At 59.7% G+C, this 23,916-nt stretch carries 26 protein-coding genes, 1 pseudogene and 1 riboswitch; of the genes and pseudogenes, 18 read left to right on the top strand and 9 right to left on the bottom strand.

Going from position 1 to position 23,916, the window contains the following annotated elements; genetic code table 11:
* Positions 1-144: 144 nt before the first annotated feature.
* Positions 145-510, top strand: a complete 366-nt coding sequence (locus tag MTX36_RS24395) for a DUF488 domain-containing protein (RefSeq protein ID WP_243622217.1) — start codon at positions 145-147, stop codon at positions 508-510.
* Between the two features lie 15 nt (positions 511-525).
* On the opposite strand, the gene MTX36_RS24390 is transcribed toward MTX36_RS24395, so the two are convergent.
* Entirely contained in the window at positions 526-2,064 is a 1,539-nt protein-coding gene (locus MTX36_RS24390) for an AMP-binding protein (protein ID WP_243622235.1), read from the bottom strand.
* A 168-nt stretch (positions 2,065-2,232) separates the two neighbouring features.
* Here MTX36_RS24390 and MTX36_RS24385 point away from each other — a divergent pair, with 168 nt between their 5' ends.
* A complete protein-coding gene (locus MTX36_RS24385) occupies positions 2,233-3,051 on the top strand; it encodes a maleylpyruvate isomerase family mycothiol-dependent enzyme (RefSeq protein WP_243622216.1) in 819 nt (272 codons plus the stop codon).
* Positions 3,052-3,064: 13 nt separating this feature from the next.
* Positions 3,065-3,706, top strand: coding sequence for a Type 1 glutamine amidotransferase-like domain-containing protein (locus tag MTX36_RS24380; protein ID WP_243622215.1), 642 nt, complete (start codon positions 3,065-3,067; stop codon positions 3,704-3,706).
* A 63-nt stretch (positions 3,707-3,769) separates the two neighbouring features.
* Here the strand turns inward: MTX36_RS24380 and MTX36_RS24375 are convergent, their stop codons facing one another.
* The gene (locus MTX36_RS24375; RefSeq protein WP_243622214.1) at positions 3,770-4,099 is read right to left on the bottom strand and encodes a hypothetical protein; all 330 of its coding nucleotides are present in this window, start codon (positions 4,097-4,099) and stop codon (positions 3,770-3,772) included.
* Between the two features lie 141 nt (positions 4,100-4,240).
* On the opposite strand from MTX36_RS24375, the gene MTX36_RS24370 reads away from it, so the two are divergent.
* The 3 genes from MTX36_RS24370 (at position 4,241) to MTX36_RS24360 (ending at position 6,255) form a co-directional block, all read left to right on the top strand.
* On the top strand, positions 4,241-4,486 hold the full coding sequence (locus MTX36_RS24370) for a hypothetical protein (RefSeq protein ID WP_243622213.1): 246 nt from the start codon (positions 4,241-4,243) through the stop codon (positions 4,484-4,486).
* 188 nt (positions 4,487-4,674) lie between these two features.
* Positions 4,675-4,950 carry a GNAT family N-acetyltransferase gene (locus tag MTX36_RS24365; RefSeq protein WP_243622212.1) on the top strand — a complete coding sequence of 92 codons (276 nt, stop codon included), beginning with the start codon at positions 4,675-4,677 and terminating at the stop codon, positions 4,948-4,950.
* Between the two features lie 60 nt (positions 4,951-5,010).
* Positions 5,011-6,255: an MFS transporter gene (locus MTX36_RS24360; RefSeq protein ID WP_243622211.1), complete on the top strand. Its 1,245-nt coding sequence runs from the start codon at positions 5,011-5,013 to the stop codon at positions 6,253-6,255.
* Here the strand turns inward: MTX36_RS24360 and MTX36_RS24355 are convergent.
* Positions 6,252-7,820 carry a carboxylesterase/lipase family protein gene (locus MTX36_RS24355; RefSeq protein WP_243622210.1) on the bottom strand — a complete coding sequence of 523 codons (1,569 nt, stop codon included), beginning with the start codon at positions 7,818-7,820 and terminating at the stop codon, positions 6,252-6,254. The two genes, MTX36_RS24360 and MTX36_RS24355, sit on opposite strands and share 4 nt — an antisense overlap.
* 104 nt (positions 7,821-7,924) lie before the next feature.
* Positions 7,925-8,020: riboswitch (TPP riboswitch) on the top strand.
* On the opposite strand from MTX36_RS24355, the gene MTX36_RS24350 reads away from it, so the two are divergent.
* The 7 genes from MTX36_RS24350 (at position 8,008) to MTX36_RS24320 (ending at position 14,356) form a co-directional block, all read left to right on the top strand.
* Entirely contained in the window at positions 8,008-8,748 is a 741-nt protein-coding gene (locus tag MTX36_RS24350) for a TenA family protein (RefSeq protein ID WP_243622209.1), read from the top strand. It overlaps the preceding riboswitch by 13 nt.
* 53 nt (positions 8,749-8,801) lie before the next feature.
* Positions 8,802-9,764 (top strand): ABC transporter substrate-binding protein, encoded by a 963-nt coding sequence (locus MTX36_RS24345; RefSeq protein WP_374230534.1) that lies wholly within the window; start codon positions 8,802-8,804, stop codon positions 9,762-9,764.
* Positions 9,742-10,545, top strand: a complete 804-nt coding sequence (locus MTX36_RS24340; RefSeq protein ID WP_243622207.1) for an ABC transporter permease — start codon at positions 9,742-9,744, stop codon at positions 10,543-10,545. The genes MTX36_RS24345 and MTX36_RS24340 overlap by 23 nt, the downstream gene beginning before the upstream one ends.
* Positions 10,542-11,345, top strand: a complete 804-nt coding sequence (locus tag MTX36_RS24335) for an ABC transporter ATP-binding protein (protein ID WP_243622206.1) — start codon at positions 10,542-10,544, stop codon at positions 11,343-11,345. Before MTX36_RS24340 ends, MTX36_RS24335 begins: the two co-directional genes overlap by 4 nt.
* Positions 11,346-11,610: 265 nt before the next feature.
* Positions 11,611-12,174, top strand: a complete 564-nt coding sequence (locus MTX36_RS24330; protein ID WP_243622205.1) for a LysM peptidoglycan-binding domain-containing protein — start codon at positions 11,611-11,613, stop codon at positions 12,172-12,174.
* 180 nt (positions 12,175-12,354) lie between these two features.
* The gene (locus MTX36_RS24325) at positions 12,355-12,873 is read left to right on the top strand and encodes a hypothetical protein (RefSeq protein WP_243622204.1); all 519 of its coding nucleotides are present in this window, start codon (positions 12,355-12,357) and stop codon (positions 12,871-12,873) included.
* A 136-nt stretch (positions 12,874-13,009) separates the two neighbouring features.
* A complete protein-coding gene (locus MTX36_RS24320; protein WP_243622203.1) occupies positions 13,010-14,356 on the top strand; it encodes a hypothetical protein in 1,347 nt (448 codons plus the stop codon).
* Positions 14,357-14,365: 9 nt separating this feature from the next.
* Here MTX36_RS24320 and MTX36_RS24315 read toward each other — a convergent pair whose 3' ends face one another.
* Together MTX36_RS24315 and MTX36_RS24310 are read right to left on the bottom strand one after the other, a co-directional pair.
* Complete coding sequence (locus MTX36_RS24315) at positions 14,366-15,484, bottom strand: class I SAM-dependent methyltransferase (RefSeq protein ID WP_243622202.1); 1,119 nt, start codon at positions 15,482-15,484, stop codon at positions 14,366-14,368.
* Between the two features lie 152 nt (positions 15,485-15,636).
* Positions 15,637-16,761, bottom strand: a complete 1,125-nt coding sequence (locus tag MTX36_RS24310; RefSeq protein WP_243622201.1) for a Glu/Leu/Phe/Val dehydrogenase — start codon at positions 16,759-16,761, stop codon at positions 15,637-15,639.
* A 218-nt stretch (positions 16,762-16,979) separates the two neighbouring features.
* On the opposite strand from MTX36_RS24310, the gene MTX36_RS24305 reads away from it, so the two are divergent.
* Both MTX36_RS24305 and MTX36_RS24300 read left to right on the top strand, forming a co-directional pair.
* Positions 16,980-17,492, top strand: a complete 513-nt coding sequence (locus tag MTX36_RS24305) for an Lrp/AsnC family transcriptional regulator (protein ID WP_094274119.1) — start codon at positions 16,980-16,982, stop codon at positions 17,490-17,492.
* Between the two features lie 46 nt (positions 17,493-17,538).
* Positions 17,539-18,000: a 6,7-dimethyl-8-ribityllumazine synthase gene (locus MTX36_RS24300; protein ID WP_243622200.1), complete on the top strand. Its 462-nt coding sequence runs from the start codon at positions 17,539-17,541 to the stop codon at positions 17,998-18,000.
* Positions 18,001-18,056: 56 nt separating this feature from the next.
* Here the strand turns inward: MTX36_RS24300 and MTX36_RS24295 are convergent, their stop codons facing one another.
* Positions 18,057-18,446 (bottom strand): hypothetical protein, encoded by a 390-nt coding sequence (locus MTX36_RS24295; protein WP_243622199.1) that lies wholly within the window; start codon positions 18,444-18,446, stop codon positions 18,057-18,059.
* A 35-nt stretch (positions 18,447-18,481) separates the two neighbouring features.
* Positions 18,482-19,009, bottom strand: coding sequence for a DUF3558 domain-containing protein (locus MTX36_RS24290; protein WP_243622198.1), 528 nt, complete (start codon positions 19,007-19,009; stop codon positions 18,482-18,484).
* A gap of 178 nt (positions 19,010-19,187) precedes the next feature.
* On the opposite strand from MTX36_RS24290, the pseudogene MTX36_RS24285 reads away from it, so the two are divergent.
* The 3 genes and pseudogenes from MTX36_RS24285 (at position 19,188) to MTX36_RS24275 (ending at position 22,729) form a co-directional block, all read left to right on the top strand.
* Positions 19,188-20,864: pseudogene (locus MTX36_RS24285) on the top strand (FAD-dependent oxidoreductase).
* 9 nt (positions 20,865-20,873) lie between these two features.
* The gene (locus tag MTX36_RS24280; protein WP_243622197.1) at positions 20,874-22,313 is read left to right on the top strand and encodes an ATP-binding protein; all 1,440 of its coding nucleotides are present in this window, start codon (positions 20,874-20,876) and stop codon (positions 22,311-22,313) included.
* 62 nt (positions 22,314-22,375) lie between these two features.
* Positions 22,376-22,729, top strand: coding sequence for a UBP-type zinc finger domain-containing protein (locus MTX36_RS24275; RefSeq protein WP_243622196.1), 354 nt, complete (start codon positions 22,376-22,378; stop codon positions 22,727-22,729).
* Positions 22,730-22,747: 18 nt separating this feature from the next.
* On the opposite strand, the gene MTX36_RS24270 is transcribed toward MTX36_RS24275, so the two are convergent.
* Complete coding sequence (locus tag MTX36_RS24270) at positions 22,748-23,227, bottom strand: hypothetical protein (RefSeq protein ID WP_243622195.1); 480 nt, start codon at positions 23,225-23,227, stop codon at positions 22,748-22,750.
* Positions 23,227-23,832 carry a hypothetical protein gene (locus MTX36_RS24265; RefSeq protein ID WP_243622194.1) on the bottom strand — a complete coding sequence of 202 codons (606 nt, stop codon included), beginning with the start codon at positions 23,830-23,832 and terminating at the stop codon, positions 23,227-23,229. Before MTX36_RS24265 ends, MTX36_RS24270 begins: the two co-directional genes overlap by 1 nt.
* Positions 23,833-23,916: the final 84 nt, after the last annotated feature.

The raw sequence follows: 23,916 nt of genomic DNA, 5'->3' as shown, positions 1-23,916 counted from the left end.
GAACCCGAAAAGAAACTTTCATCATCTGAATCGAGTCCGAACAGTATCTTTGGGGTATTCCCTCACGATGCGTGTGAGGTCAGTCACACTCCATTGGGTGCCCGTTCCAGTATGTGAAACAAGAACTGAGCAGAGGTATCGACAATGACGAGTCGAATCATCACCGTTGAGCGGGTTTACGAACCAACAGCCGAACCGCAGGCGGTTCGGCTGTTGGTTGATCGGTTGTGGCCTCGCGGAATACGACGCGAAGAGTTGGCACTCGACGATTGGTCGAAAGATCTGGCGCCGTCCACTGAGCTACGAAAGTGGTACGGCCACCAGGTCGATCGTTTCGAGGTGTTTCGCAGCCGTTATGTTGCGCAGCTCGACGCCTTCCCCGTGCGCGAGTACGTCGAACGTATTTCACCGAGCACGGACACCCGTTCGGTCACGCTGCTGACTGCCAGTAAGGATCTGCCCCACAGTCATGCCCTGATTCTTGCCGACTACCTTCGCTCGAACTTGTGATGGCAATTCGCGTGCTCAACAGTTCACATACTGGGACCTGAGCTTGTGCTTGACCAGCTTTCCTGTAGCCGTCCGGGGCAATTCGTCGGCAAAGTCGATAGATCTAGGCGCTTTGAAGTGCGCAACCTGGCCTCTTACGTAGTCCAGCAATTCCTGGGCGACGTCAGCCGAAGGTTCGATTCCATCGGCTAACTGGACAACCGCCTTGACTTGTTCACCCATCTCTTCGTCAGGAATCCCGATCACTGCGACATCGAATACCTTCGGATGCAAAGTCAGTACATTCTCGGATTCTTGAGGATAAATATTTACGCCACCGGAAATTATGGTGAATGCAGCGCGATCCGTCAGATAGAGGAATCGCTCGTCGTCGATGTATCCGATATCGCCACTCGTGGTCCATGTCGGATGATCGGGATGCTGCGCTGACGCCGTTTTCTCGGGGTCGTTGTGATAGCGGAACGGGAGTGTTTCGCGCTCCCAGAACACTGTGCCGATCTCGCCGACGGGGAGATCCTTGCCGGCGTCGTCACAAATGTGCACAATTCCCATCACTCCGTCACGACCGACGGAACCGGGATGCTCCAACGACTGCGCACTGTTGATGAAGGTTGCGCCCGAGCCTTCGGTAGACGCGTAGTACTCGTTGATCACCGGCCCCCACCAATCGATCATTGCCGTCTTGACTTCCGGCGGACACGGCGCCGCAGCATGGATGGCGACCTTCAGGCTCGACACGTCGTATCGGGCACGCACTGGCTCGGGCAATTTGAGCATCCGCACAAACATCGTCGGCACCCATTGACTGTGAGTGACGGAGTACTCCTCGATCAATCGGAGCGCGGTCTCGGCATCGAAGTGGTCCATCAAGACCACTGTGCCGCCCACCGAATTGATGACGCCGCAAAAACGTAGGGGCGCAGCATGATAGACCGGGGCTGGGCACAAATAGACTGTGCTGGAATCGAATCCGTACATCGGCGCAAAAATCGCGGTATACGGATCCATCGTCACATCGACGTCACCTTCCGGGAGATCACCCTTGATCCCCTTAGGTCGGCCTGTCGTGCCCGACGAGTAGAGCATGTCCGCCCCGCGAGGCTGCGAATCCAGCGGTTCGGTGGACTGCGCGGCTACCACGCCGTCGTAGTCCTCGAATCCTTCCAACTCACCGCCGTACACCAACCGGTGGCGCACCTGCGGTATCAGCAACGGGTCCACCGGTACCGCGTCGGCCACCGTTGCCGACGCGATCAGAACCTTCGCTCCGCAGTCGTCGACAATGTACGCAGCTTCCGGCGCCGTCAGGTGCGAGTTCACGACGGTGATGTACAGCCCGGACCTCAGTGCAGCCCAATACACTTCGAATGCACGGAGGTCATTGTCGGACACAAGCGCGACGTGATCGCCCGGCACGAGACCGATCCCGCGAAGGTACCGAGCCAAAGCCGTCGAACGCTCGTCGAGCTGCCGATACGTGATCGACTCCCCCGTCGCCGGTCGGATCACAGCAGGCTTGTCCGGGGTGGACTTGACAAAATTTCCAGGAAACACAGCAGACTCCTCGGATAATTCGGCGTCGGTACTCGACATCCCTGGTCTATCACAGGATCAGTCGCCTGGCCGCGAGTTTCCGCCAACAGGTTTCGCAACGCCGAGAACATGCGCACACGTCCTACAGTGGTTAAAACTGCAGAATCCGAAGACAGAGGAGATCACAGTATGAGCGGCTGGCCCCAGGAATCCTTGACCGATTCGTTGATCGAGCAGTGGGAAGTCATCGACTCTCTCCTCTCCGGGCTCGAAGGTGACGCCTGGTTCTCGCCGACCAACCTGCCCGGTTGGACAGTGCACGACGTTGTTGCGCACATCATCGGGACCGAATCGTTGCTGTCGGGAATCGAACCGCCGACAACCTCCATCGACGTTCATACGCTCCCGCATGTCCACAACGAGATCGCCGCGTTCAACGAACGCTGGGTCGAAGGGCTTCGTAGAAGCTCACAGCCACAGCTTCTCGCACACTTCCGGGAGATCACGTCGCGCCGCGCGGAAGTTCTGCGCAACCTGACCGAATCCGATTGGAATGCAGAGACTCTCACCCCGGTCGGGCCCGCGCCGTACGGACGCTTCATGCGTATTCGGATCTTCGATTGCTGGATGCACGAACTCGATATTCGCGACGCCGTCGGCGCACCGACGGTCGAGAACGGCCAACGTGCGGAGATCGCGTTCGAAGAAATCACCGGCGCCCTCGGATTTGTGGTGGGCAAGCGAGGAAAAGCGCCCGACGGTGCCCGCATCACTTTTGTTCTCGACGGCCCACTGGCCCGGGAGCTCCATGTCTCCGTCGACGGGAGAGCCGCCCTTGTCCCGGCGCTGGACGGGCCGGCAACAACCACGGTGCAAATGAGTTCGGAACTCTTCACCCGAGTCGCCTGCGGACGCGTCAGCGCGGCCGACCATCGAGACGACATCATTCTGAGCGGCGACCTCGCGGTGGGCAAACGAATCGTCGACAACCTCGCTTTCACCATGTGAGCGGGAAGGTCCGGTGAAACTTTTTCTCTCGTCGTACCGGTTCGGTGACCATGCCGATGCGTTTGCGGCACTCACCGGCCACGGCGCACGGATTGCCGTCATCGCTGCGGCCGCCGACGCGTGGCCGGTCGCAGCGCGATCCTCTGCGGTGACAAGCGAATTGGTATCGTTTCGCCGCGCGGGTTTCGACGCCGCGGAGGTCGATGTCCGCAACTACCTCCACTCACCGGATTCACTCCACCGGCACCTGCGCGCGTTCGACTGTGTGTGGGTTCGCGGAGGAAACACTTTTATCCTGCGCGCTCAGTTGGCGCGTTCGGGAGCGGATCGCATTCTTTCGGAACTGGCACGCAGCGGAGACATCGTCTACGCGGGATACAGCGCGGGGGCCGCCGTAGCCGGCCCGACGCTGATCGGATTGGACGTCACCGACGATCCGTCGGAGGTTCTACCGACCTGCGGAATCGAAACGATCTGGTCCGGCCTGTCACTGATCGACTTCGCGATAGTTCCCCATGGCGGGGCCTCCGAATTGGAGGATCCGGCAGCGACGGCAAAAACCGTCGAGATTCTCACGTCGTCGCACAGTCCGTTTCGAGTGCTCACTGATCAACAGGTGGTCATCGTCGACGGCGGCCAGCCCTACGTCCTGTGAAATGCACTCTGCGGGCCACCGGTATCGGTGACCCGCAGAGGAAGTTCAGTCGTCAGTGACTCTTCAACCGTGCTCGGCGATAGAAGCCACGTGCGACGTATGTGACTGACGTTCGAGGCGTGCCCAGGCAATTTCCCAGCGCTTCACCGAGACCTCGTCGGCATCTTCGAGGAGTGCGTCGAGGAGGAGTCGCGGGTTGGTGCGCCAGGCCAGTTCGGCGGCACGAACCTCGGCAGCCGAAAACAAGCCCGAGGCTTCGAGATCGCGAATCCACTCGGCGATGTCACCGCGATGAATCTTCGAAATCGTCTCATATCCGAGGTGCTCATCGAGGAAGTCGTACGAGAATATTGCGGCAAAGTAACTATTCGACTCACGCTGCCCGAAAATCATGTGCGGTCCTTCCTCGAAGTGTTCGACGACGATGTGTTCACGAACCGCTGAACTGTTACCCGGAAAATTTCTTCCAGCGAATTTGTAACGCTTCGTTTGTCCCCGACGATTGACACGCTAACCCCCAGAAGCGCCGTTTGGGTGTCCTCTGATGAAACGATTCGTCGAGAAATCCCGATCTGGGCAACTTTCCGTCACATCGACGACAATTATTGTCTCTCGTACCAGTTCCCTGACCTGCAATATGTCGGCTTTCGTCCGATTCTCGGGCACGACTCACCCGTGGAGAAAAAAACTTTTTGCTGGTTCTCACATTTTGGGATCATTACGGTAGCAAACAACGCGCAGCGCCAGGTTTCGATTCCGCCGATGCGTGAAAAGCACTAGTACAGGCTATTTTCCCAACCCTCGAACGCGTACAGCAAAACCTTTGAACAGACGTCCAAATTGGCTTGTAGCAATCAGACAAATCGGCGCGAGTCCGGCACTGGTTCCAGATTTGACTCCGAGTACCGTCTCGAGCAGAGCACAAACTGGGTGGATCACATGCTGCCCCGAAAAAACTGGAGTCACTCATGACCGACAAAGTCGTCCACAATGTCGAAGAAAGTCGCTTCGACATCTACTCCGATAACGAACTCGCTGGATTTGCCGAGTACAGCGAGTCGGACGGTGTACGCGACTTCCATCACACCGTGACCTACCCAGAGTTCCGCGGTCGCGGCCTCGCAGCCGTCGTTGTGCGCGAGGCACTCCACCAAACACAGGCCGACCAGAAGAAGATCGTCCCGTCCTGCTCCTACGTCGAGAAGTTCGTCTCACAAAATCCGGAGTTTCAGGAACTCCTGTAGGCCAGAGGTTGTCCCACAGGTAACCAGGCTGGCCATCTGCCCGAAACGGAAGGAACGCCCGTGCCCGTCACACCTCGTCGACGGCCCACGGGCGCGCCGGGCGACGCTCGCTACCTTCCGCTGGTTTTGATCAACCTTGCGACGCTGTTCTCCGGGATCGGAAACGGCATCTCCATCGTGGTGATCCCGTGGTTGGTCCTCGAACGCACCGGACGCGCCTCCGACGCCGCCATCGTTGCCGGGGCGGCCGCTGTGCCCCTGCTCGTCGCGAGCTTGTTCTCGGGAACATTTGTCGACAGATTCGGCCGACGACGTACCTCGATGGTCTCCGACGCGTTGTCCGCGGTATCGGCGTCGGCAATTCCGGTCTTCGCCATTACTACCGGCCTGAGCATTCCGTTGATCGCCGCCCTGGCGGCCCTCGGGGCCACGTTCGATCCGGCGGGCATGGCGGCCCGAGAATCGATGTTGCCGGCGGCTACTCACGCGGCCGGCTGGAAACTCGATCGGACCAACAGCGTCTACGAAGCCAACTACAACGTCGCCTATCTGATCGGGCCCGGAGTCGGCGGAGTCCTGATCGCGATGATCGGCGCTGTCACGACACTCTGGATCACTGCCGCCGGATTTGTATTCTCGATAGTCGTCGTTGCCTTCATCCGCCTCGCTGATGCCGGAACACCCGAGCAGAACGCACGCCCAGCGTCGATCTGGCACGGCACACTCGACGGCTTGAAGTTCGTGTGGAACAACAAGATTCTGCGAACCCTGGCTTTGGTCGACATGGCGGTGGTGGCGCTCTACATGCCAGTGGAAAGCGTCGTCTTTCCGGTCTACTTCACGGAACTCGATCAACCCGCGCAACTCGGTTCGGTTCTGATGGCCTTGGCTGTCGGCGGGATTGTGGGAGCCCTCGCTTACGCGCCGCTCGCACCGCTGATGTCTCGACGTTTGATCATGATCTGTGCCATCGGAGTACTCGGCATCGCGATGCTGGCGATGGCTCTACTCCCTCCACTGTGGGTGATCCTGGTACTGGCAGGCCTGCAAGGTCTTGTGTACGGCCCGGTGGGCCCGATCGTCAACTACGCCATGCAGACACGCAGTCCGGAGCACATGCGCGGACGTGTCGTCGGAGTGATGACGTCGACGGCCTACGCCGCCGGACCTCTCGGATACCTGCTGGTCGGACCGTTTCTCGATCAGTTCGGCATCTCGGCAACCTTTGTCGCTCTGTCGGTTCCGATTGTTCTCATCGCCGTGGTGTGCACTGCCCTTCCGGTGCTGCGCGAACTCGATCGCTAATGAAATCCCATCACGTCATTGCCCCAGGCGGTGCGCAAACCCTGATCTGGATCGTGGACGAGGGAATCGGTGGTATCGATCAACAGAGTCGATCGTTTCTCTTCCTCGTACGGCGCCCAATGTTTGGAGCCGTCGAGTGCTGCCGGGACGGCGTGTCTCGCAAATGCGAGCCACCGACGCTGGATGCGGCCGGCAACCTCCAGAGCAGCCTTTCGGCCACCCAACCAGAATGTCGGGTCGACATTCAAAGTACCGAAATTGCCGAATACATACGGTAATTCGGTAGCGTGCCCCGCACCGATCCGAGCAGCCTTCAGCATCGGAGTCGCATGATCGAACCGATACACCCACGTTGGAGAGTGCCGGCAGTGCGCGTCGGCAATCCATAGCGTCGGCATCCGAAACGCCGCGTCACGCGAAAGCGCCAGAGCGCCACTCGGTTTGGTGTGATCCGGATACACCGACATGATCTCGGCCAATCGCGTCGGCGAGATGTCCGGATGATCGTCGGCCAACGCTTGGAGCATCGCCTCCACCGACTGCGCACTCACCGGCATCAGCGGCGACTTCATGAACTTGAAAATCGACGCCTCGTCCTTGTTGGAGCCGATGATCAACGGAATCTTATGCGTGTACCCCTTCTGAAACGCTGCAACGGGATAGTGCGGCACCAGATCCCGATCCACTACCGGCGCCATCGCCAAGGTTCCCGGCATCCGAGTCGGGATTTCGTTGACCAACTCATCGCCGGCTTTGATGATCAAATCGAGGTCCGCCGTGATGAGAGTCTCGACGTCGTCGACGGGTATCGACATCAGTTCGAGAAAACGACTCGCCACCGATCTTGCGCGCTCGCGGCCGTAAACCGATGTGGCCGGAGGACTTTGAGCGATCGCCCGGTGAAACAACCCTTCGGCACTCGGGCACGTCATCAGCGTCGTGATCGAACCCGCGCCCGACGACTCACCGAATACCGTCACCTCGTCCGGATCTCCGCCGAAGGCGTCGATGTGATCACGAACCCACCGAAGCGCCGCAATCTGGTCTCGCAAACCACAATTCGACTCGAACACCACGTCCGGCGTCGAGAAGGAAGACAGATCCAGAAATCCGAGCGCGCCGACGCGGTAGTTGAACGAGACGATGACAACGTCGCCCGTCTCTGCCAGGTGCCGGCCGTCGTAGATAGTCTGGGCTGCCGAACCCAAGCAGTACGCACCGCCGTGTATCCACACCATCACCGGCCGCTGTGTGCCGTCCGGGCGCGGGGCCCACACATTGATCGACAAGCAATCCTCGTCGATGACAAAGGCGCGATCGATCGGAACCGCCGGGCTCTGCCCTTGCGGCGCGATCGGGCCGAATTCTCGGCAATCTCGGATGCCATCCCACGGCTGCGGCGGGCACGGGGCCCGGAAGCGGTGTTCACCGGTCGGGGCGGCCGCGTACGGAATCCCCTTCCACACAAAAACCGAACCATCGGCATACCCCCGGACGTCACCGTCCGGCGTTCGTACGACCTCAGTGCTGTCGTCTGTCTGCTCCGGTCGAATATCAGTGTCCATGCCGCAGTCTCCTCACGACCTCACCTGAGAACAAACTGCTCCAAACCTACCAATTTCCAGCAGGTGGGGACGGACCAACAGTTCCGACGGTGTTATGGTCGCCTTGTTCTGACACGGGGTGCTCCGCATGGGCGGGGCTGAGAACACACCCGGGAACCTGATCAGGTAATGCTGACGAAGGGATGTCATGGCTACTACACAGCCTGCATACAGTTCTGCCGTAAACACGGCTCCGCTCGACGATTCGGGTAGTTTCACCGACCGCCTCTGGGCCGAGATCGCGCCACTGCGTGAGTCGATCGACTCACTCGAGTTCCTGCGTCGACTCGGCGACGGGACCCTCCCGCTCGACGCTTTCCGACGGTACATCGAGCAAGACCAGCTTTACCTCGACGGATATTCCAAGGCACTGTCCTTGGTTTCCGCTCATGCACCGGATCCGCAGGCCTCGGGGTTCTGGGCCAACTCGGCGTCCACCGCTGTCTCCGTCGAAGCGGCTCTTCACGAGGGCATGCTCACCGGTGGTGTCCTACCGGAATCGACCGGTCGGCCTGAGCATTCGCAGGCCTGCCTTGGCTACGTGTCCTACCTGATTGCCACTGCAGCCACGGCTTCGTATGCCGTCTCCGCTGCAGCGGTACTCCCGTGCTTCTGGATCTACGCCGAAGTCGGACGCGGCCTGGCTGCGTCGGCACGCGAGGTGCTCGATGCCGATCCGTCACATCCGTACGCGCAGTGGGTCACTACCTACGACGCCCCGGAGTTCCACGAGTCCGTCGCACAAGCTCGGGCGCTCGTGGACGCAGCCGCCGAAGCCGCTACCGAAGCCGATCGCGACGCGATGAGCGAAGCGTTTCGCATCGCGAGCCGGTACGAGTTGATGTTCTGGGATTCGGCCCTGAACCAGCAGCACTGGCCTGCGTCATGAGATCGTTGCGACGTGCACTGGCGACCACAGCCGCGATAGCTGCCGCACTGACCATGATCAGCGGATGTTCCAGCGGCACAGAATCATCCGACGCCATTCGGTTTGCCCTCGACTGGACGCCCAACACCAATCACACCGGACTGTACGTCGCGATGCAGGAAGGCTACTTTGCGGACGCCGGCCTCGACGTATCGATCCTCCCGTACAACAACACCACCCCCGATACGTTGGTGGACGCCGGCAATGCCGAGTTCGGGATCAGTACCCAGAGTCAAGCCACGTTTGCTCGCGCGGCCGGCGCGGACACCGTCTCCGTCATCGCACCACTTCAACACCGCGCCACCGGAATCGGTGTCAAAGCCGATCGCGCGGACATCACCCGTCCGCGTGATCTCGACGGAAAGATCTACGCCGGTTTCGGCGAACCCGGTGAGGTCGAGACCCTGCAGCAGGTCATTCGCAACGACGGCGGCACCGGCAACTTCACGACGGTCGCATTAGGAACGTCTGCCTACGAAGCGGTGTACTCCGGAAAAGCCGATTTCACGGTGTCGTATTTTGCCTGGGAAGGCCTCGAGGCCGAACGCAACGGAACTCCGATGCGCTACTTCCAGTACACCGATTACGGATTTCCCGACGCGTATTCCATTGTGATCAACGGCAATCAGAAGTGGCTGAAAGATCACCCTGACGAGGCCGCCAAGTTCGTCCAGGCCGTTCAGCGTGGATATCAAACGGCCGCCGACGATCCCGATCGCGCTGCCCAGGATCTGATCGACGCCAACCCTGGCGCCTTCACCGACGAGGACCTCGTACGAGACAGTCAGCGGATGCTGGCGTCCGACTTCATGAAGGACGCCGACGGTGTTGTCGGACGGCAGAACCTCGAAACCTGGTCCGGCTACTCGGGTTTCCTTTTCGACAACGGACTTCTGGCCGGTCCGGACGGCAAAAAGCTGACGCAGAAGCCGAATTGGTCGGAGTACTTCACCAATGAGTATCTCGCCGCGCCCTGACATGGCCGGCCGAGTGAGTTCCGTTGTACGGCGAGCGCTGCCCGCGCTCGCCGTCGTCATCCTGCTTGTCGCGGCTTGGCAGATCTACGTCGACGTCAGTGATATTCGGCCACAGGTTCTGCCATCGCCATGGCGAGTGTTGTCGCAGGGCTGGGACCACCGTGAGGTGATATCCGGCCATGCATTGTCGACGCTTCAAGTGACGCTCATCGGATTTACCGTCTCATTGGTGCTGGCGTGGATTCTGGCTGTGGTGGTGGACTTTTCGCCGTGGCTCTCGCGAGCGCTAGTGCCGTTGTTCGTCGTCTCGCAGACCTTGCCGATCATTGCCATCGCTCCTCTGATGATCATCTGGTTCGGTTTCGGTCTACTGCCGAAGGTTCTGGTGATCGCCTTGGCAACGTTCTTCCCCATGACGATCGGACTTATCGAGGGCTTTGCTGCCGCCGATCGAGACGCCGGCGCGCTGCTACGAAGCATGGGCGCATCACGGTGGCAGGAGTTTCGGTACGTCCGCCTGCCCTCGGCAATTCCTCGCTTCTTCACTGCTCTTCGGATCGGCATCACCTACGCCGTCGTGGGTGCGGTGTTCTCCGAATACGTCGGCGCCACCTCCGGTTTGGGCATCTATATGAGTACGCAGAAGAATTCGTTCCGTACGGATCTGGTACTGGCTGCGGTACTGGTGACTGCGCTCATCAGCGTCACTCTGTATTTGTTGACTTTCGCGGTAGAGCGACTGGTTGCGCCGTGGGCGCTGAGCGAAAGGGTGCGAGCATGATTCCCGAACGCATTGTCGACGTTGCCTCGCTCAGCAAGGAATTCTCCACTCATGGGGAATCCCGACAGGTTCTTGACGCCGTGTCCTTCCATGCTGCTCCCGGTGAATTCGTCTCCGTCATCGGACCGAGTGGCTGCGGCAAGAGCACAATCTTCAATGTTCTGGCAGGTCTCGAAACACCGACCTTGGGAACTGTCACCGTCGGCGCAGCGGATTCCGGTTCGGAAGTTCTGACCGCCTACATGCCGCAGAAGGACCTTCTGTTTCCCTGGCGGACGGTTCTCGACAACACCACGCTCGGCCTCGAAGTGCAGGGCGTATCCAAGAAGATCGCTCGGGACAAGGCTCGTGAACTGTTCTCCGCCTTCGGCTTGTCGGGTTTCGAAGATGCAACGCCGTCACAACTGTCGGGTGGAATGCGTCAGCGTGCTGCCATGTTGCGCACCGTCGTGCAGGGCAAACCGGTGCTGCTGCTGGACGAGCCCTTCGGGGCTCTCGACTCGTTGACCCGTACCGAAATGCAGTCCTGGTTGCAGGGCGTGTGGCAGCAGTATCGGTGGACTGTTCTGATGATCACCCACGACATCCGTGAGGCGATCTATCTCTCCGATCGCGTTGTTGTTCTCTCGGCCAGACCGGCGACGGTCAAGCGCGTCGTCGATGTTCCCCTTCCACGCCCTCGGGAATTGGACATGATCACCTCGCCGGAATTTGCGGCCATCGAACGCGAACTTCTCCAGGTGTTGCACAGCGAGACCTTGGCCTCACTGTCCGATCAGAGCCCCGCAAAGGGTTACTGAGAATCAACTGAGAGTGTGGGAGTTCACTGCGCGTTCAGGTCGAGAGACACGCGCCTTCACATTTCCACCCCGCCTTGGCCAACCAAAACCAGGAAATTCCAGCAAGATTGGCTAGAGAAATGGGAATTCATGCCTGATGTGCACACCACCGAACTCTCCAGTAACGTAGTGTGGACCGCCTACGCAGCCACTCACCAGAAGGTAACTGGTAGGTAAAGCGCAGCGTAGCAGTACCAATACCGCAACAGATTTGGAAAGGGACAGCGTGAGCACACTGCAGTCAGGTCAGAGTCTCGGAGTCGGCCAGGAACTCAAGTCCGACAACGGTTCCTACGCCCTCACCTTGCAGGACGACGGCAACCTTGTTCTCTCCGAGAACGGCCAGGCCGTCTGGGCCGCCGGCACCAACGGATCGGGCGGCAATCGCGCGGACGTGCAGGCCGACGGCAACTTCGTCATCTACAAGGATGCGGACGCAGTCTGGGCGTCGCAGACGTCAGGCAACGAAGGCGCTTCGCTCACCGTCCAGGACGACCGCAATGTGGTTCTGTCGGCCGGCGGACGCGTCCTGTGGTCCACTGACACCGCTGTGGCAGCTGCCGAGCCGACGCCCGAGCCCCAGGCCGCTCCGATGCCCGCACCGGAGCCCGAGCAGGCTCCCGCCGCTCCGGCAGCGCAGACGTACACAGTCGAAGGTGGCGACACTCTCTGGGCAATCGCCGAGCGCTTCTACGGCGACGGCAACCAGTACCAGCGCATCGCCGATGCAAACGGCATCTCCAACCCGGATCTCATCAACGCGGGTCAGGTTTTGACCATCCCCGCCTAGGTCCCACCGGCTCAGCTGCCCCGGGTATCGACGTTTGTCGGTGCCCGGGGTTCTGCATTTGCCGGCAAGTTTGTGTTGCACGCCACACTTATCAGTATCCCGATAAGCCGCTTTCACTGTTCCGCCTGTGTCCAGTTTCGCCTACAGTACTCACGTACTGCTCCCGAAGGTCAGGTGAACATGAAAGACAGAACAGTCATGATCGGCGCTCTCACAGTGGCCGGTGTTTCTGTAGCTTCAGGTCTCGTCTTCGGAGGAGCAGCCGGCGCTTATGGCGCCAGTGGCCCCGTCGTCACACCGCCCGCGCTGGTTTCGACGGTCACTGCCGATTCGCTCGCGGACTTCGAACCTGCAGCGTTCTACAGTTCGATCGCCGTGTCGACCATCGCGATCCCTCCGACCCCGACCTGGGCGGTTGCGGCTGAAGCCACCGCACCACGCAACCAGCCCTTGAACGTCGCCTTCGACGTTGCGGCCCCCGCACCAGCAGCCCCGACGCCCACAACGGCACCTGCTGTCACCAGCGTCGTTGCGCCGACCACCCGCACTGTTGCGCCCGTTACCAGCACCGTTGTGTCGACGACTCGAACCACCACCAAGTCCACAGTGGCTCCGACAACAACGACGTCGAAAGTCACATCCGTCACGACGACTTCGAAAATCCCGGTCGTGACTATCGAATCGTCACCCGAAGACTGACCGGAAATTCATCACGCGCCGCACCGCGACAAGCGCACCGGCCGTGATCGGCGTTACACCGCTGACCTGCGGACACCGACATTGTCGGCCCCTCGCGTTACCGTATAGGTCTCAGCGTTGTGGAAGGAGGTGACTGATGGACGTGCACGGATTCGATCTCGATCTCAGTGTTAACCGAGCTTGGACGGAGTTTCAGGCCCGACTTGCCGATCACATCTCGATCATGGCCGACGGCGATGTCCTCGCTGTCGAGTCTGCGGTCGCTGCCTTCGACCCCGCTGAGGGCGGCGCTCCCTGTGTTCAGTTCTTGATCTGGGACAACAACATGGTGCGGTGCGAGGTTCCCTCCAACAACTTCCTGCACCCCAAGTTCGCACTCGACGACGCCGGCCTCCAAGCTCTCGTCGACCTCGGCTGGGCTCCGCCTTCCGATAATCCCGAAGCTGACAACAGTTCACCGGCCTTCTGCGTCGATAAACGTCAAAGCTGGGCAGATCAGTTGGCCTCGATGACCGTCGCGGCGTTCCGCACGGTTTTCGGAGTCCAGCACCCGGCATTCCTGTCCAGTGATCTCACCGGCAATCAGCAGACACCGGATTTTGATCCGTCGATCACCACCGTCGACGCAATGCCGATCCTCGACCCCACGGCGGCCTACACTCCACACGACGTCGACCACCTCAAAGAGTTGGTCACGCTTGCCCTCATTCCCATGCTCGGAAATCTTCCCGAGCGTGACGGTGATGGCGATATACCGATTCGCGTCGGATCAACCGTCATGTTCATCGGCCCGCTCGCGGATTCCCTTGACGTTCAACTGTTCTCACCCCTCGTCCAGGACATCAGCAACCGCACACGGGCCGCCGAGGTCATCGCGGATCTCAACCGAAAATGGTCCCGCATCAAGTTCGTCCTGATCGACGACAGGTTGTCGGTGTTCCTCGAAGTTGCCGGCTCACCGTTTGTTCCCAAACACCTCACCGATACCTGCGCGTCGTTGACGTCGTTCCTGCGGAGCGTCGACGACGAATTTGCGGCGCGGATCGGCGGAGAACTGTTCTTCGCGAACAAGAACGGTGAGGTAGGCGCGCTCCAGCCAGAGCTTTCCTTCGAGGATTTACCGCCAGAACTCGAGACTCTGCTGCACCTCGATCTGGATGTCGCCGACGATCTCGAAGCCGTTGCCGATGTCTGTGGCCGCGACCGCGACCTGATCCTGCAGTTGCTCCATGTCAGCAACGAATGGCAGATTCAGTTGCGAGGCCAAGCCGCCGACGCACAAAGTCGTGACGACGCCGAAGAAGCCTCAGGATTCTCGGCTCAGGTGACTATGTGGGAACGCATGGTCGACCGCCTACGCGGCGCGCTTCGCCTGACCGTGCTGCCCAACGCCAAGACGGATCCGCCGGCAAAACCGCAGCCTGAGCAGATGGGACTGTTCGCAGATCCCAGCCAGCAAACGCTGTTCGACGATCCGTCCTGACCAAAGGTTTCAGCGTTTACGTAGTCGCCACAACGAAGTAGTTTCACGCGCACGGGCAGCGTGGAGTGCGTCAGTACGATCACTCACTTTGGCGTGGGTCGGTTTGACGTCAACCCGGTCGATCACGGTCAAGCCGCCCGCCGCGATCATCGCGTGCAGTTCCGTTCTAGTGCGCAGTCCTAGATGTTCGGCGATGTCGGAGAGAATCAGCCAAGCCTCTCCGTCTTCCTCGAGGTGCTCTGCGACACCGGTCAGGAAGCCGTTCAGCATTGCGCCGGCCGGATCGTAAATCGCGTATTCAATAGGAGAGGTTGCCTTGGCCGGAATCCACGGAGGATTGCAAACCACCAATGGCGCAACACCTTCCGGAAACAGGTCGGCATCCACTACCGTCACCTGCTCGCTGTACCCCAGCGCATCGAGGTTGGTGCGTGCGCACTGCAGAGCGCGCGGATCCTGATCCGTCGCAACTACTGCCCTGACACCGCGGCGGGCGAGTACAGCAGCCAGCACCCCGGTGCCGGTTCCGATATCGAAAGCCAACTCGGTCGACGGCAGTGGCGCCGAGGCCACCAGGTCGATGTACTCGCCACGAGCCGGTGAGAACACTCCGAATGCCGGGTGAATCCGCGCATCCAGCGCCGGAATCAGTACGCCTTTGCGATTCCACTCGTTGGCGCCGATAGCGCCGAGGAGATCACGTAGCGCTCGAACCGACGCCTGATCCGTGACACCGAACGCCTCCGTGAATGCCTCTTTTGCATCCGGCGCGCGACGAAGCGGAATCGTGAGGTCCGCGTCGAGAGGAATCAAGAGCATGCCGAGAATCTGGGCGCGACGCCCCTGCGCCTGACGGTGAAGGTGAAACGCTTGCGCAGGATCATCCGATCCGCGACGCGGTTTGCGATCGATCCGCGCCGCAATCGCCTGAGACAGCTGGCGCGCGTTGTGGAAATCTCCACGCCACAGGAGAGCTGTTCCCTCACAGGCCAATCGATAGGCGTCGTCGGCCTTCATGGTGTCGTTGGCGACCATCACTCGCTTGGGTGCCGGCGCCCCACTGGTGGAACCCCAGAGCACGCGATGCTCGGTGTCGTTCTCGGTCCACACAACATATTGTTCGGTCATCAAAGCCCTTCCGGCGTCGGACATGGAGCGGATAGGGCGTTCGACGCACTACGGCCGGTCTACCAGCTCGTGTGTTCCAGTTCTGCACATCTGCTTGTCTGGTGTCCACACTAGCTGGGACCGGCCGAGTTTCCGACGTTGCGCGCGCAGTATCAGTTCTGCTTGTGCGACTGAACAGCCTTCGCAATACGCGCCTCGGCGACGGCATCTGCTGCGTCGCCGGCCAGGATTCCATCGGCCTTCGCCTTAGCAAAGATCTCCGTCACCGTGTCGAAAATCTTCTCAACCTGATCCTTGACCTGCTGCGCCGTAAGGTCTTTCAGCTCACCCGCTACCTGAATGAGGCCGCCTCCATTTGCCACATAATCGGGAACCCACGTGATGCCACGCTCGCTCAGAATGGCCTCGACCTCGGGCACCGTGAGCTGGTTGTTGGCTGCGCCGCAGATCACGTCGGCGGTGATTGAACGGGCCGAGGAGTCGGTGAGCGTCGCCCCCATCGCACACGGCGCGTACACATCGAGATCAGCGTCGATGACGCTGTCCACGATCTTCACCGACGGGAAGTCAGTCTTCACGCGGTCCAATGCTGCCGCGTTCACATCTGTTGCCAGTACGCTCGCGCCGTCGGCCAAGAGAAGTTTGATGAGCTCGTAGCCGACCTTGCCGGTGCCCTCGACGCCCACGGTCTTGCCTGCGAGACTCCGCGAACCCCAGTGCGCCTGCGCTGCCGCCGCCATGGACTGGAAGACGCCCAACGCGGTCATCGGGGCACTGTCGCCCGAGCCGCCGACCTTCGCATTGCGGCCCACCACAAATTCAGTTCCACGTCCGATGATGTCGAGGTCGTCCGAGTTGGTGCCCACGTCCCCGGCCGTGATGTATCGACCGCCCAGAGTCTGAACAAACTTTGCGTAGGCACCGAGTAGTTCGTCGGACTTCACCGTTGCCGGGTCGCCGATGATGACGGCCTTTCCGCCGCCAAGATCGACGCCCGCAACTGCCGCCTTGTAGGTCATGCCCCGTGAGAGCCTCAAAACGTCTGTGACAGCAGCAGATTCATCCGCGTAGGGATAGAAGCGAGTTCCGCCGAGGGCCGGACCCAGCGTCGTGGAGTGAATCGCAACAATCGCCTTGAGTCCGCTCTCCGGATCCTGGAAGAAGCTCACCTGCTCATGCGGATAGTTGCGCAAGTAGTCTGCGCGGTCGAATACGCCGGCACTGTCGTCAGAATTGTGGGCAGCAACAGAGTTCACAGGCTCGGCGGTGAGAGTCATTGTGGGATAGACCTTTCCGAAGGAAATTCGTGGCGCAGACATGAGATCGGGTGAAAATCGCCCTTGGGTACAGTCATCATCGGAAGTCGAGAGAAGGTCCCGCTAAGCAATTCGTGAGACCAATGCTCTTCCCGAGGTACGATTTGGTCAATACAAAACTCTTGAACTAATCAATTCGATCATCCAGTGACGGTCATCACTAAGAAGAGGTTCGCAAAGTGCTCAGCATCGACAAGCTCGACGTCCAGTTGCTCGGATTGCTCAGCAAGGACTCGAGGATGAGTGTGGCCGAGTTGGCCAACTCACTGGGCGTAGCCCGAAACACTGTGCAAGCCCGAATGAAGCGTATGGAATCCAGCGGGATCCTCACCGGATTCCGCCCTAACCTCGATCTCCCCGAAGTTGGCATTCCCATCCAGGCATTTGTGGGCCTCGAACTGGAACAGGGCAAGATCAGCGCAATCGCGAAGAGCCTTGCCGAGTTGCCCGAGGTGATCGAAATTCACGCCACTACCGGACGCGAAGATCTCCTGGTGCGTGTCGCCACCTCCACCCACGCTGCGCTGCAGAAGTTGGCGGAGCAGATCGTCAGCCTGCCCGGCGTAACGCATTCCACCACCACCATCGCGCTCACCAACCCACTTCCCTACCGGATTCAGCCGCTGCTCGAGCATCTCACCAACGACGCCGGTTGGGGTCGCTCCACGGCCTACCCGCGCCAGCAGGACTGAGACGCGCGTTCGCGACGACGAGCCGCGGTGCAGTAGTTTTGTCGTTATGAGTGAAATTCAGGGACAGCGCATCGCGTTCATTCAGGCGACGTGGCATCGCAACATCGTCGACCGTGCACGCGATGGATTTACCGACGAGATCGTAGGTTTGGGTTACGCCCGCGATTCTGTCGATTTCTTCGAGGTTCCCGGTGCATTCGAGATCCCGCTGCACGCTCGCCGTTTGGCGCAGACGGGCCGCTACCAGGCCATTGTTGCCGCAGGTCTCGTCGTTGACGGTGGAATTTACCGCCACGATTTTGTTGCGACGGCCGTCATCGACGGTTTGATGCGCGTGCAGTTGGACACCGATGTTCCGGTCTTCTCTGTCGTCCTGACGCCGCACAATTTCCACGAGCACGCTGAGCATGTCGAGTACTTCAGCACCCATTTCGTGAAGAAGGGTGCCGAAGCTGCTCGCGCCGTCGACGCCACGGTCAAGTCTTTGAAGGCCCTGCCCACCAGCTAGTCGTTCCAATGTCTCGCTGAGTCGGATGCCGTCCGACTCAGCGAGATTTTTTATGCCTATTTGGGAGTCTCAGCGGTTGTGAGAGTCGTTGCATTCGATGCGTCGACGGACTGATAGCGGTCGACGCATTTCTGGAAGAAATCCCGCATCTCGGTGACAACTGCGATGTGGCTCCGAAGAACGGACTCCAACGAGTCATCTCCACCGACGGCTTTGAGCGAGAATTTCCGAGCCAAATCGAGGCCCGACTGCAAAGTGCCCATTCCTCGCACATCGCTTAGTCGCGCGCACTGCTCCACCATCGACTGCAGTTCATCGATCCACGCTTGGCAAGCTGCGGCAATCGCCTGGGCAACAATCGGATCAAGGGACAGAGCACTGAGTTCAACTGCGCCACCGAGTTCCCCCGAATTCGGAACACCCACAGCAATATCCGGCATCGACATCTAGATCTCTCCTCGTACATCAGGTGCTGACGGGCCTATCGAGGAAGCGACGAATCCAACCTCGTAGCAAAGTCTTCGACGAGTCCGCACGTGGACACCTCGTGTGACTGTCCAGCCTTCGCTTCGATGTTGATCCATACCGAACCCTGCTTCGCCTCGATAGCCAGATAGCATCCTTCGAAACTTTCGTCGGATTCTCGCCGAAATTGCAGACCAACTCGATCGCCGACCGGGGTCTCGCCCAGTTTCGTGTAGCCCTGGTTATCACGCACGTCATCGAGCAAGTATTCGGTCGACAGGATCGACAAGAAATACCACGACGATGTCCACCTGCAAATCTTCCAGCCTGGTTGCTCGATTCCCTCAATGTCGACTTTCTTGGTCGCCGGATCAAGCCCAACACCCGCGATCACTGAATCCGGAATGTCCGTACACGGATTGAACAGTCCTTCTTGACCGGATGCTGGCTCAGCCGCCCCCTCCACGGCTGAGCCGCATCCTGCCGCAGTCCATACCAAAATCCCCGCCACGAGCAATCTCACAACCCCCGTTGACGCTCGCATCGCTCCCCCTTCGATATGGACTCACTATATTTGATGCGCCCAAACCCCAATCGGTTCCGCTACCGGGAAAATCCCAGGTCCCGCGGGTCTGTTCGCTTCCAGCGCACCTGCAGCGATTGACGATGCTCGCAGCAGTCGCATACTGGAGTGGTTGACCACGACTTCGGGAGGGCACCGCGTGAGCACACCGAAAACACCTGCCAAACCAGCGATCCTCAGCGTCGATGACGATCCTGGGGTTTCTCGCGCTGTTGTCCGCGACCTTCGTAAGCGGTACGGCGAGAAATACCGGATCATTCGTGCCGAATCAGGCGATCAAGCGCTCGAAACTCTTCGCGAAATGAAACTGCGCGGGAATGCGGTTGCTGTCATCGTTGCGGACTACCGCATGCCCGGTTTGAGCGGAATCGAATTCCTCGAACGGGCAATGGATCTCTACCCCGTCGCCAGACGCGTTCTACTCACTGCCTATGCAGATACCGACGCCGCGATAGACGCTATCAACGTCGTGGATCTCGACCATTACCTCCTCAAACCGTGGGATCCGCCGGAGGAGAAGCTCTATCCGGTGATTGACGCTCTCCTGGACGCGTGGGCGAGTTCCAGCCACCATCCTGCGGAAGAAACGAAAGTCGTCGGCCATCGCTGGTCCGGACGATCCTCCGATGTTCGAGAGTTCTTGGCGCGCAATCAACTTGCGTATCGGTGGTACATGTCGGACGAGCCCGAAGGGCAACGCCTTCTCTCCGCTGCCGGCGTCGACGAACTGAGTCTTCCGATCGTCATCGCACCCAATGGTGATGTTCTCGTCGAGCCGACAGACGCCGAACTTGCCGACAAACTCGGCCTGAGCACCACCCTGTCCGAGGACTTCTACGATTTGGTCGTTATCGGCGGTGGGCCAGCAGGATTGGGTGCCGCACTGTACGGAGCTTCCGAAGGCCTACGAACAGTTCTCATCGAACGCCGAGCCACCGGCGGTCAGGCCGGCCAGAGCTCTCGCATCGAGAACTATCTGGGATTCCCGGACGGCGTATCGGGAGCTTAGTTGGCTGATCGCGCACGTAGGCAGGCAACAAAGTTCGGCGCCGAAGTCATCACTGCCCGAGATGTCACCGGTCTCGAAATCAACGGCTCTGCCCGCACAGTTCGGTTCGACGACGGCACCTCCGTCGACGCACATTCAGTCATCTTGGCGACGGGCGTTTCCTACCGTCAACTGTCAGCCCCGGGACTCGATACGTTCACCGGTAGAGGCGTTTACTACGGATCTGCCGTCACCGAAGCTGCTCGCTGCAGTGAACAAGATGTCTACATCGTGGGCGGCGCCAACTCAGCAGGTCAAGCAGCTGTCTATCTTTCACGCGGTGCACGCTCGGTTACCATCCTCATTCGAGGCGCATCTCTCGAAGCATCCATGTCTTACTATCTGATTCAACAGATCGAGAAGAATCCGAAGATCTCCGTTCGCGCCTGCACCGACGTCATCGGGGCTGAAGGTGACGATCATCTCGAACGAATCACCCTGCTGAACAAAACAACTGGCGCAGAAGAAACTGTCGATGCGCAGTGGTTGTTCATCTTCATCGGTGCTGCCCCTCTCACGGATTGGCTCGCGGATGTTGTTGTGAGAGATCGTCACGGGTTCATCGTCGCCGGTCCTGACCTTGCCGCCGAAGGCGTCACGCCACAAGGTTGGCCGCTCGACCGCGCACCCCATCACCTCGAAACCAGTGTCCCCGGAGTCTTTGTCGCCGGCGACGTCCATGCCGAATCGGCCAAACGCGTCGCGTCGGCTGTCGGCGAAGGGGCGATGGCCGTGATGTTCGTCCACCGCTATCTCGCTCAACAATAGGGAGATTCGATGTCTGTTCCAGAATGCAGTCCCGAGCTTCTTCGCACACTGTTCTTGTTCGAGGAACTCACCGACGAACAACTCGAAACATTTTGCCGGAGCGGTCATATCGTCGAGATCGAGCGCGGTCAGGTCTACCTCGAAGGTGAGCCGGCATCGTGCTTCTATGTGTTGATCGAGGGCGAGTTGGTCATGACGAAACTCTCCGGTGGAGAGGACCTCGAGATGGTGCGAACTTCTCAGCGAGGCGTCTACTCCGGCGGTTGGACGTCGTATCTCGGCGACCGAGTGCCACAGATCTATTCAACGTCACTGCGAGTAACCAAGCCGTCGACGTTCTTCGTTCTGGATGCCGACAAATTCGGCGAGGTAGTGCGTAAGTGGTTTCCCATGGCTGTTCACCTGCTCGAAGGGGTGTTCTTCGGCAACCAGAACGCCCGCCAAATCGTGGACCAACGCGAACGGCTTCTCGCACTCGGATCACTCTCGGCCGGCCTTACCCACGAACTCAACAACCCTGCCGCTGCGGCAGTTCGGGCAACTGCGTCGCTGCGTGAACGCGTCGCTGGAATGCGTCGCAAACTCGGGATGATTGCCACCGGTGCCTATGACCGCGAATCGCTCGTCACCCTCATGCATATGCAAGATGAAGTCGCCGAAGTAGTGGCCAAGGCCCCGACGCTCACGCCCCTCGAAGCGTCCGATCGCGAAGACTCCCTGGGCGAATGGTTTGAGGAGCATTCCATTCGCGAGGGTTGGGATCTTGCGCCGACCTTCGTACAAGCTGGCTTGGACACAGATTGGCTGGAGAATGTTGCTGCGGCAGTTGATGAATCCGTGCTCGAGGGTGCAATTCGTTGGCTGAACTACACGATAGAATCTGAACTCCTCATGAATGAGATCGCTGATTCCACCACGCGAATTTCCACGCTTGTCGGTGCCGCCAAACAGTATTCGCAGATGGACCGGGCGCCCTTCCAGACCATCGACGTCCACGAATTGCTCGACAGCACCTTGATCATGTTGGGTCAGAAGATCGAGGATATAACCGTCGTCAAGGAATACGACCGGACGCTACCGCCGATCGACGCGTATGCGGGCGAACTCAATCAAGTGTGGACCAACCTGATCGACAACGCTGTCTCCGCGATGGACGGGTCCGGAACACTCACGATTCGCACCAGTCGGGACGGCGATCGAGTGTGCATCGAAATCTGCGATACCGGATCGGGAATCCCCGACGACGTCATCGACAGAATCTTTCAGCCGTTCTTCACCACCAAGCCCGTCGGCGAGGGAACTGGCCTGGGCCTTGATATTTCATGGCGAATTGTTGTCGGTAAGCACCACGGCGAACTGCGAGTCACCTCGGAGCCTGGGGATACCCGCTTCCGAGTTCTGTTGCCCATCTCTGGGCCGGAGCGCAATCCTCTCGACGACGCCGAGTAGCGCGAGCGGTCCTGGGCGCGCACCATAAATAGAGCAGCATCACTTCGACGAGGGGATGAACAATGACCGATGAGCTTCCAGTAGGTATCGATCCGAGCGTGCCGCCGAGCGGTGTGGGTTGCGTGGAATGTGACGCCGTAGGTGGATGGTGGGTGCATTTGCGGCGTTGCGCGCAGTGCGGCCATATCGGTTGCTGCGACTCGTCCCCCGCCCAACATGCGAGCGCTCATGCTGCAACGACCAAGCATCCGTTCATGCAAAGCTTCGAGCCTGGTGAGGATTGGTTCTGGAGCTTTGAAACCCAAGAGGCCTACGACGGCCCCGAGTTGGCAGCGCCCACTTCACATCCCGTAGATCAACTGGTTCCAGGACCCGCAGACCGAGTCCCCACTGATTGGCAGGACCGTATCCACTGACGCTGAATCGACGCCCGGTTACTTCAACGGTATGTCGAACGTCAGCCGCGAGGGTTGCACATAGTCGCTCGGATCTGTGAGCAGTCGCAGTTCCGGAGACGTCGGCAAGCTGTCAATAGCCTGACGCAACCTCGATTCGTACGCGACGGCTGGCGCAGAGAGCGGTGCGAGCCAATTGTCGTGGTGGGCCGGCACGAAAATGGAGGGTCGCAATGCTCGGATGTAGTCGAGTGGGTCGCTGAGTCCGTTCGTGTATTGGTTGTAACCCTGGATAGATCCGATCTGAACCGTGGACGCCGGCAGCTCGCGCAAGGCGTCGAGCACCTCGGGTGCGTCGGTGAAAATCGGGCCGGAACTGTCGTGCCAGGTGAGCACAAAGTCGCCGACTACGAATTGGTACAGCAGCGATCCGCCCTCCTCGTCGCTTAGGTGCGACGTCAGATGCGCGATGTCGTGAGGTGTCGGTGGATGTTCAATACTCGGGCTGAAGTCGGGCACTAGAACGAGCGGTGCCTGCTCGCCTCGTGGTGCTCGCCTCGTGGTGCTCGCAGGGCGGAGTGCAGATGCCGAACTGTGTGTACGGCAACCCCATTGGGTAACGAGAAGTCAGATCGATCGGAGTCCAGCGGGAAGGTCCGAAGCTCCGTTGCTGCCTGTTGCACAATCTGGTTGCAATGCTCGTCCGTCCCAACAATGGTTGCACCACACAGTGATGCGATCTCCGCCGCATCCGCAGCGTGGTCGAAATGCCCGTGCCCGATCAGAATATGACTCGGGGCCAGCGCTGCCAGTTCCGCTGGGCCGGTCGGCACGTAGTCCGAGAATGCGCCTCGAGGAACCCACGCATCAAGCAGAACGATATTGCCGGCGATCGCCATTGCGAAATTCGTGACACCGAACCACGAGAGAATCGTTTTGGACGGATCCACTTCTCCGGTGCTCGGATCGACATTGTCAGCGCCGAAGAACCGTTGGCGTGCAGCTACGGTCGAGTTCGCAGACACCGGTGCGGAAGCCGAGGCCTTCATCACGACGAGAGTGGACGCAACTGCAGCGGCGGCTCCCACGACAAATGCTCTACGACTAACGGTGTTCGAAGACATCACGCCAGTCTAATCAGCATTTCGGCAGCTACCTGTACTTATGTCATCGTGTCGGTTCCAGGGATCGAATCTTCCCGGCTTGTC

It is taken from the genome of Rhodococcus sp. ARC_M6 (genome assembly GCF_022810305.1).
In the GTDB taxonomy this organism is placed as follows: Bacteria; Actinomycetota; Actinomycetes; order Mycobacteriales; family Mycobacteriaceae; genus Rhodococcus_F.
Note: the sequence above shows the minus strand (reverse complement) of the source record. Positions and strands in the feature narration are given on the sequence as shown.

Coding starts and splice junctions, on each gene's coding strand:
- MTX36_RS24345 (WP_374230534.1), top strand. CDS start 8,802: ATGATCAGCGGATGTTCCAGCGGCACAGAATCATCCGACGCCATTCGG.
- MTX36_RS24300 (WP_243622200.1), top strand. CDS start 17,539: ATGAGTGAAATTCAGGGACAGCGCATCGCGTTCATTCAGGCGACGTGG.
- MTX36_RS24275 (WP_243622196.1), top strand. CDS start 22,376: ATGACCGATGAGCTTCCAGTAGGTATCGATCCGAGCGTGCCGCCGAGC.
- MTX36_RS24395 (WP_243622217.1), top strand. CDS start 145: ATGACGAGTCGAATCATCACCGTTGAGCGGGTTTACGAACCAACAGCC.
- MTX36_RS24385 (WP_243622216.1), top strand. CDS start 2,233: ATGAGCGGCTGGCCCCAGGAATCCTTGACCGATTCGTTGATCGAGCAG.
- MTX36_RS24310 (WP_243622201.1), bottom strand. CDS start 16,761: ATGACTCTCACCGCCGAGCCTGTGAACTCTGTTGCTGCCCACAATTCT.
- MTX36_RS24355 (WP_243622210.1), bottom strand. CDS start 7,820: ATGGACACTGATATTCGACCGGAGCAGACAGACGACAGCACTGAGGTC.
- MTX36_RS24295 (WP_243622199.1), bottom strand. CDS start 18,446: ATGTCGATGCCGGATATTGCTGTGGGTGTTCCGAATTCGGGGGAACTC.
- MTX36_RS24340 (WP_243622207.1), top strand. CDS start 9,742: ATGAGTATCTCGCCGCGCCCTGACATGGCCGGCCGAGTGAGTTCCGTT.
- MTX36_RS24350 (WP_243622209.1), top strand. CDS start 8,008: ATGGCTACTACACAGCCTGCATACAGTTCTGCCGTAAACACGGCTCCG.
- MTX36_RS24320 (WP_243622203.1), top strand. CDS start 13,010: ATGGACGTGCACGGATTCGATCTCGATCTCAGTGTTAACCGAGCTTGG.
- MTX36_RS24265 (WP_243622194.1), bottom strand. CDS start 23,832: ATGTCTTCGAACACCGTTAGTCGTAGAGCATTTGTCGTGGGAGCCGCC.
- MTX36_RS24315 (WP_243622202.1), bottom strand. CDS start 15,484: ATGACCGAACAATATGTTGTGTGGACCGAGAACGACACCGAGCATCGC.
- MTX36_RS24325 (WP_243622204.1), top strand. CDS start 12,355: ATGAAAGACAGAACAGTCATGATCGGCGCTCTCACAGTGGCCGGTGTT.
- MTX36_RS24375 (WP_243622214.1), bottom strand. CDS start 4,099: ATGATTTTCGGGCAGCGTGAGTCGAATAGTTACTTTGCCGCAATATTC.
- MTX36_RS24280 (WP_243622197.1), top strand. CDS start 20,874: ATGTCTGTTCCAGAATGCAGTCCCGAGCTTCTTCGCACACTGTTCTTG.
- MTX36_RS24290 (WP_243622198.1), bottom strand. CDS start 19,009: ATGCGAGCGTCAACGGGGGTTGTGAGATTGCTCGTGGCGGGGATTTTG.
- MTX36_RS24335 (WP_243622206.1), top strand. CDS start 10,542: ATGATTCCCGAACGCATTGTCGACGTTGCCTCGCTCAGCAAGGAATTC.
- MTX36_RS24365 (WP_243622212.1), top strand. CDS start 4,675: ATGACCGACAAAGTCGTCCACAATGTCGAAGAAAGTCGCTTCGACATC.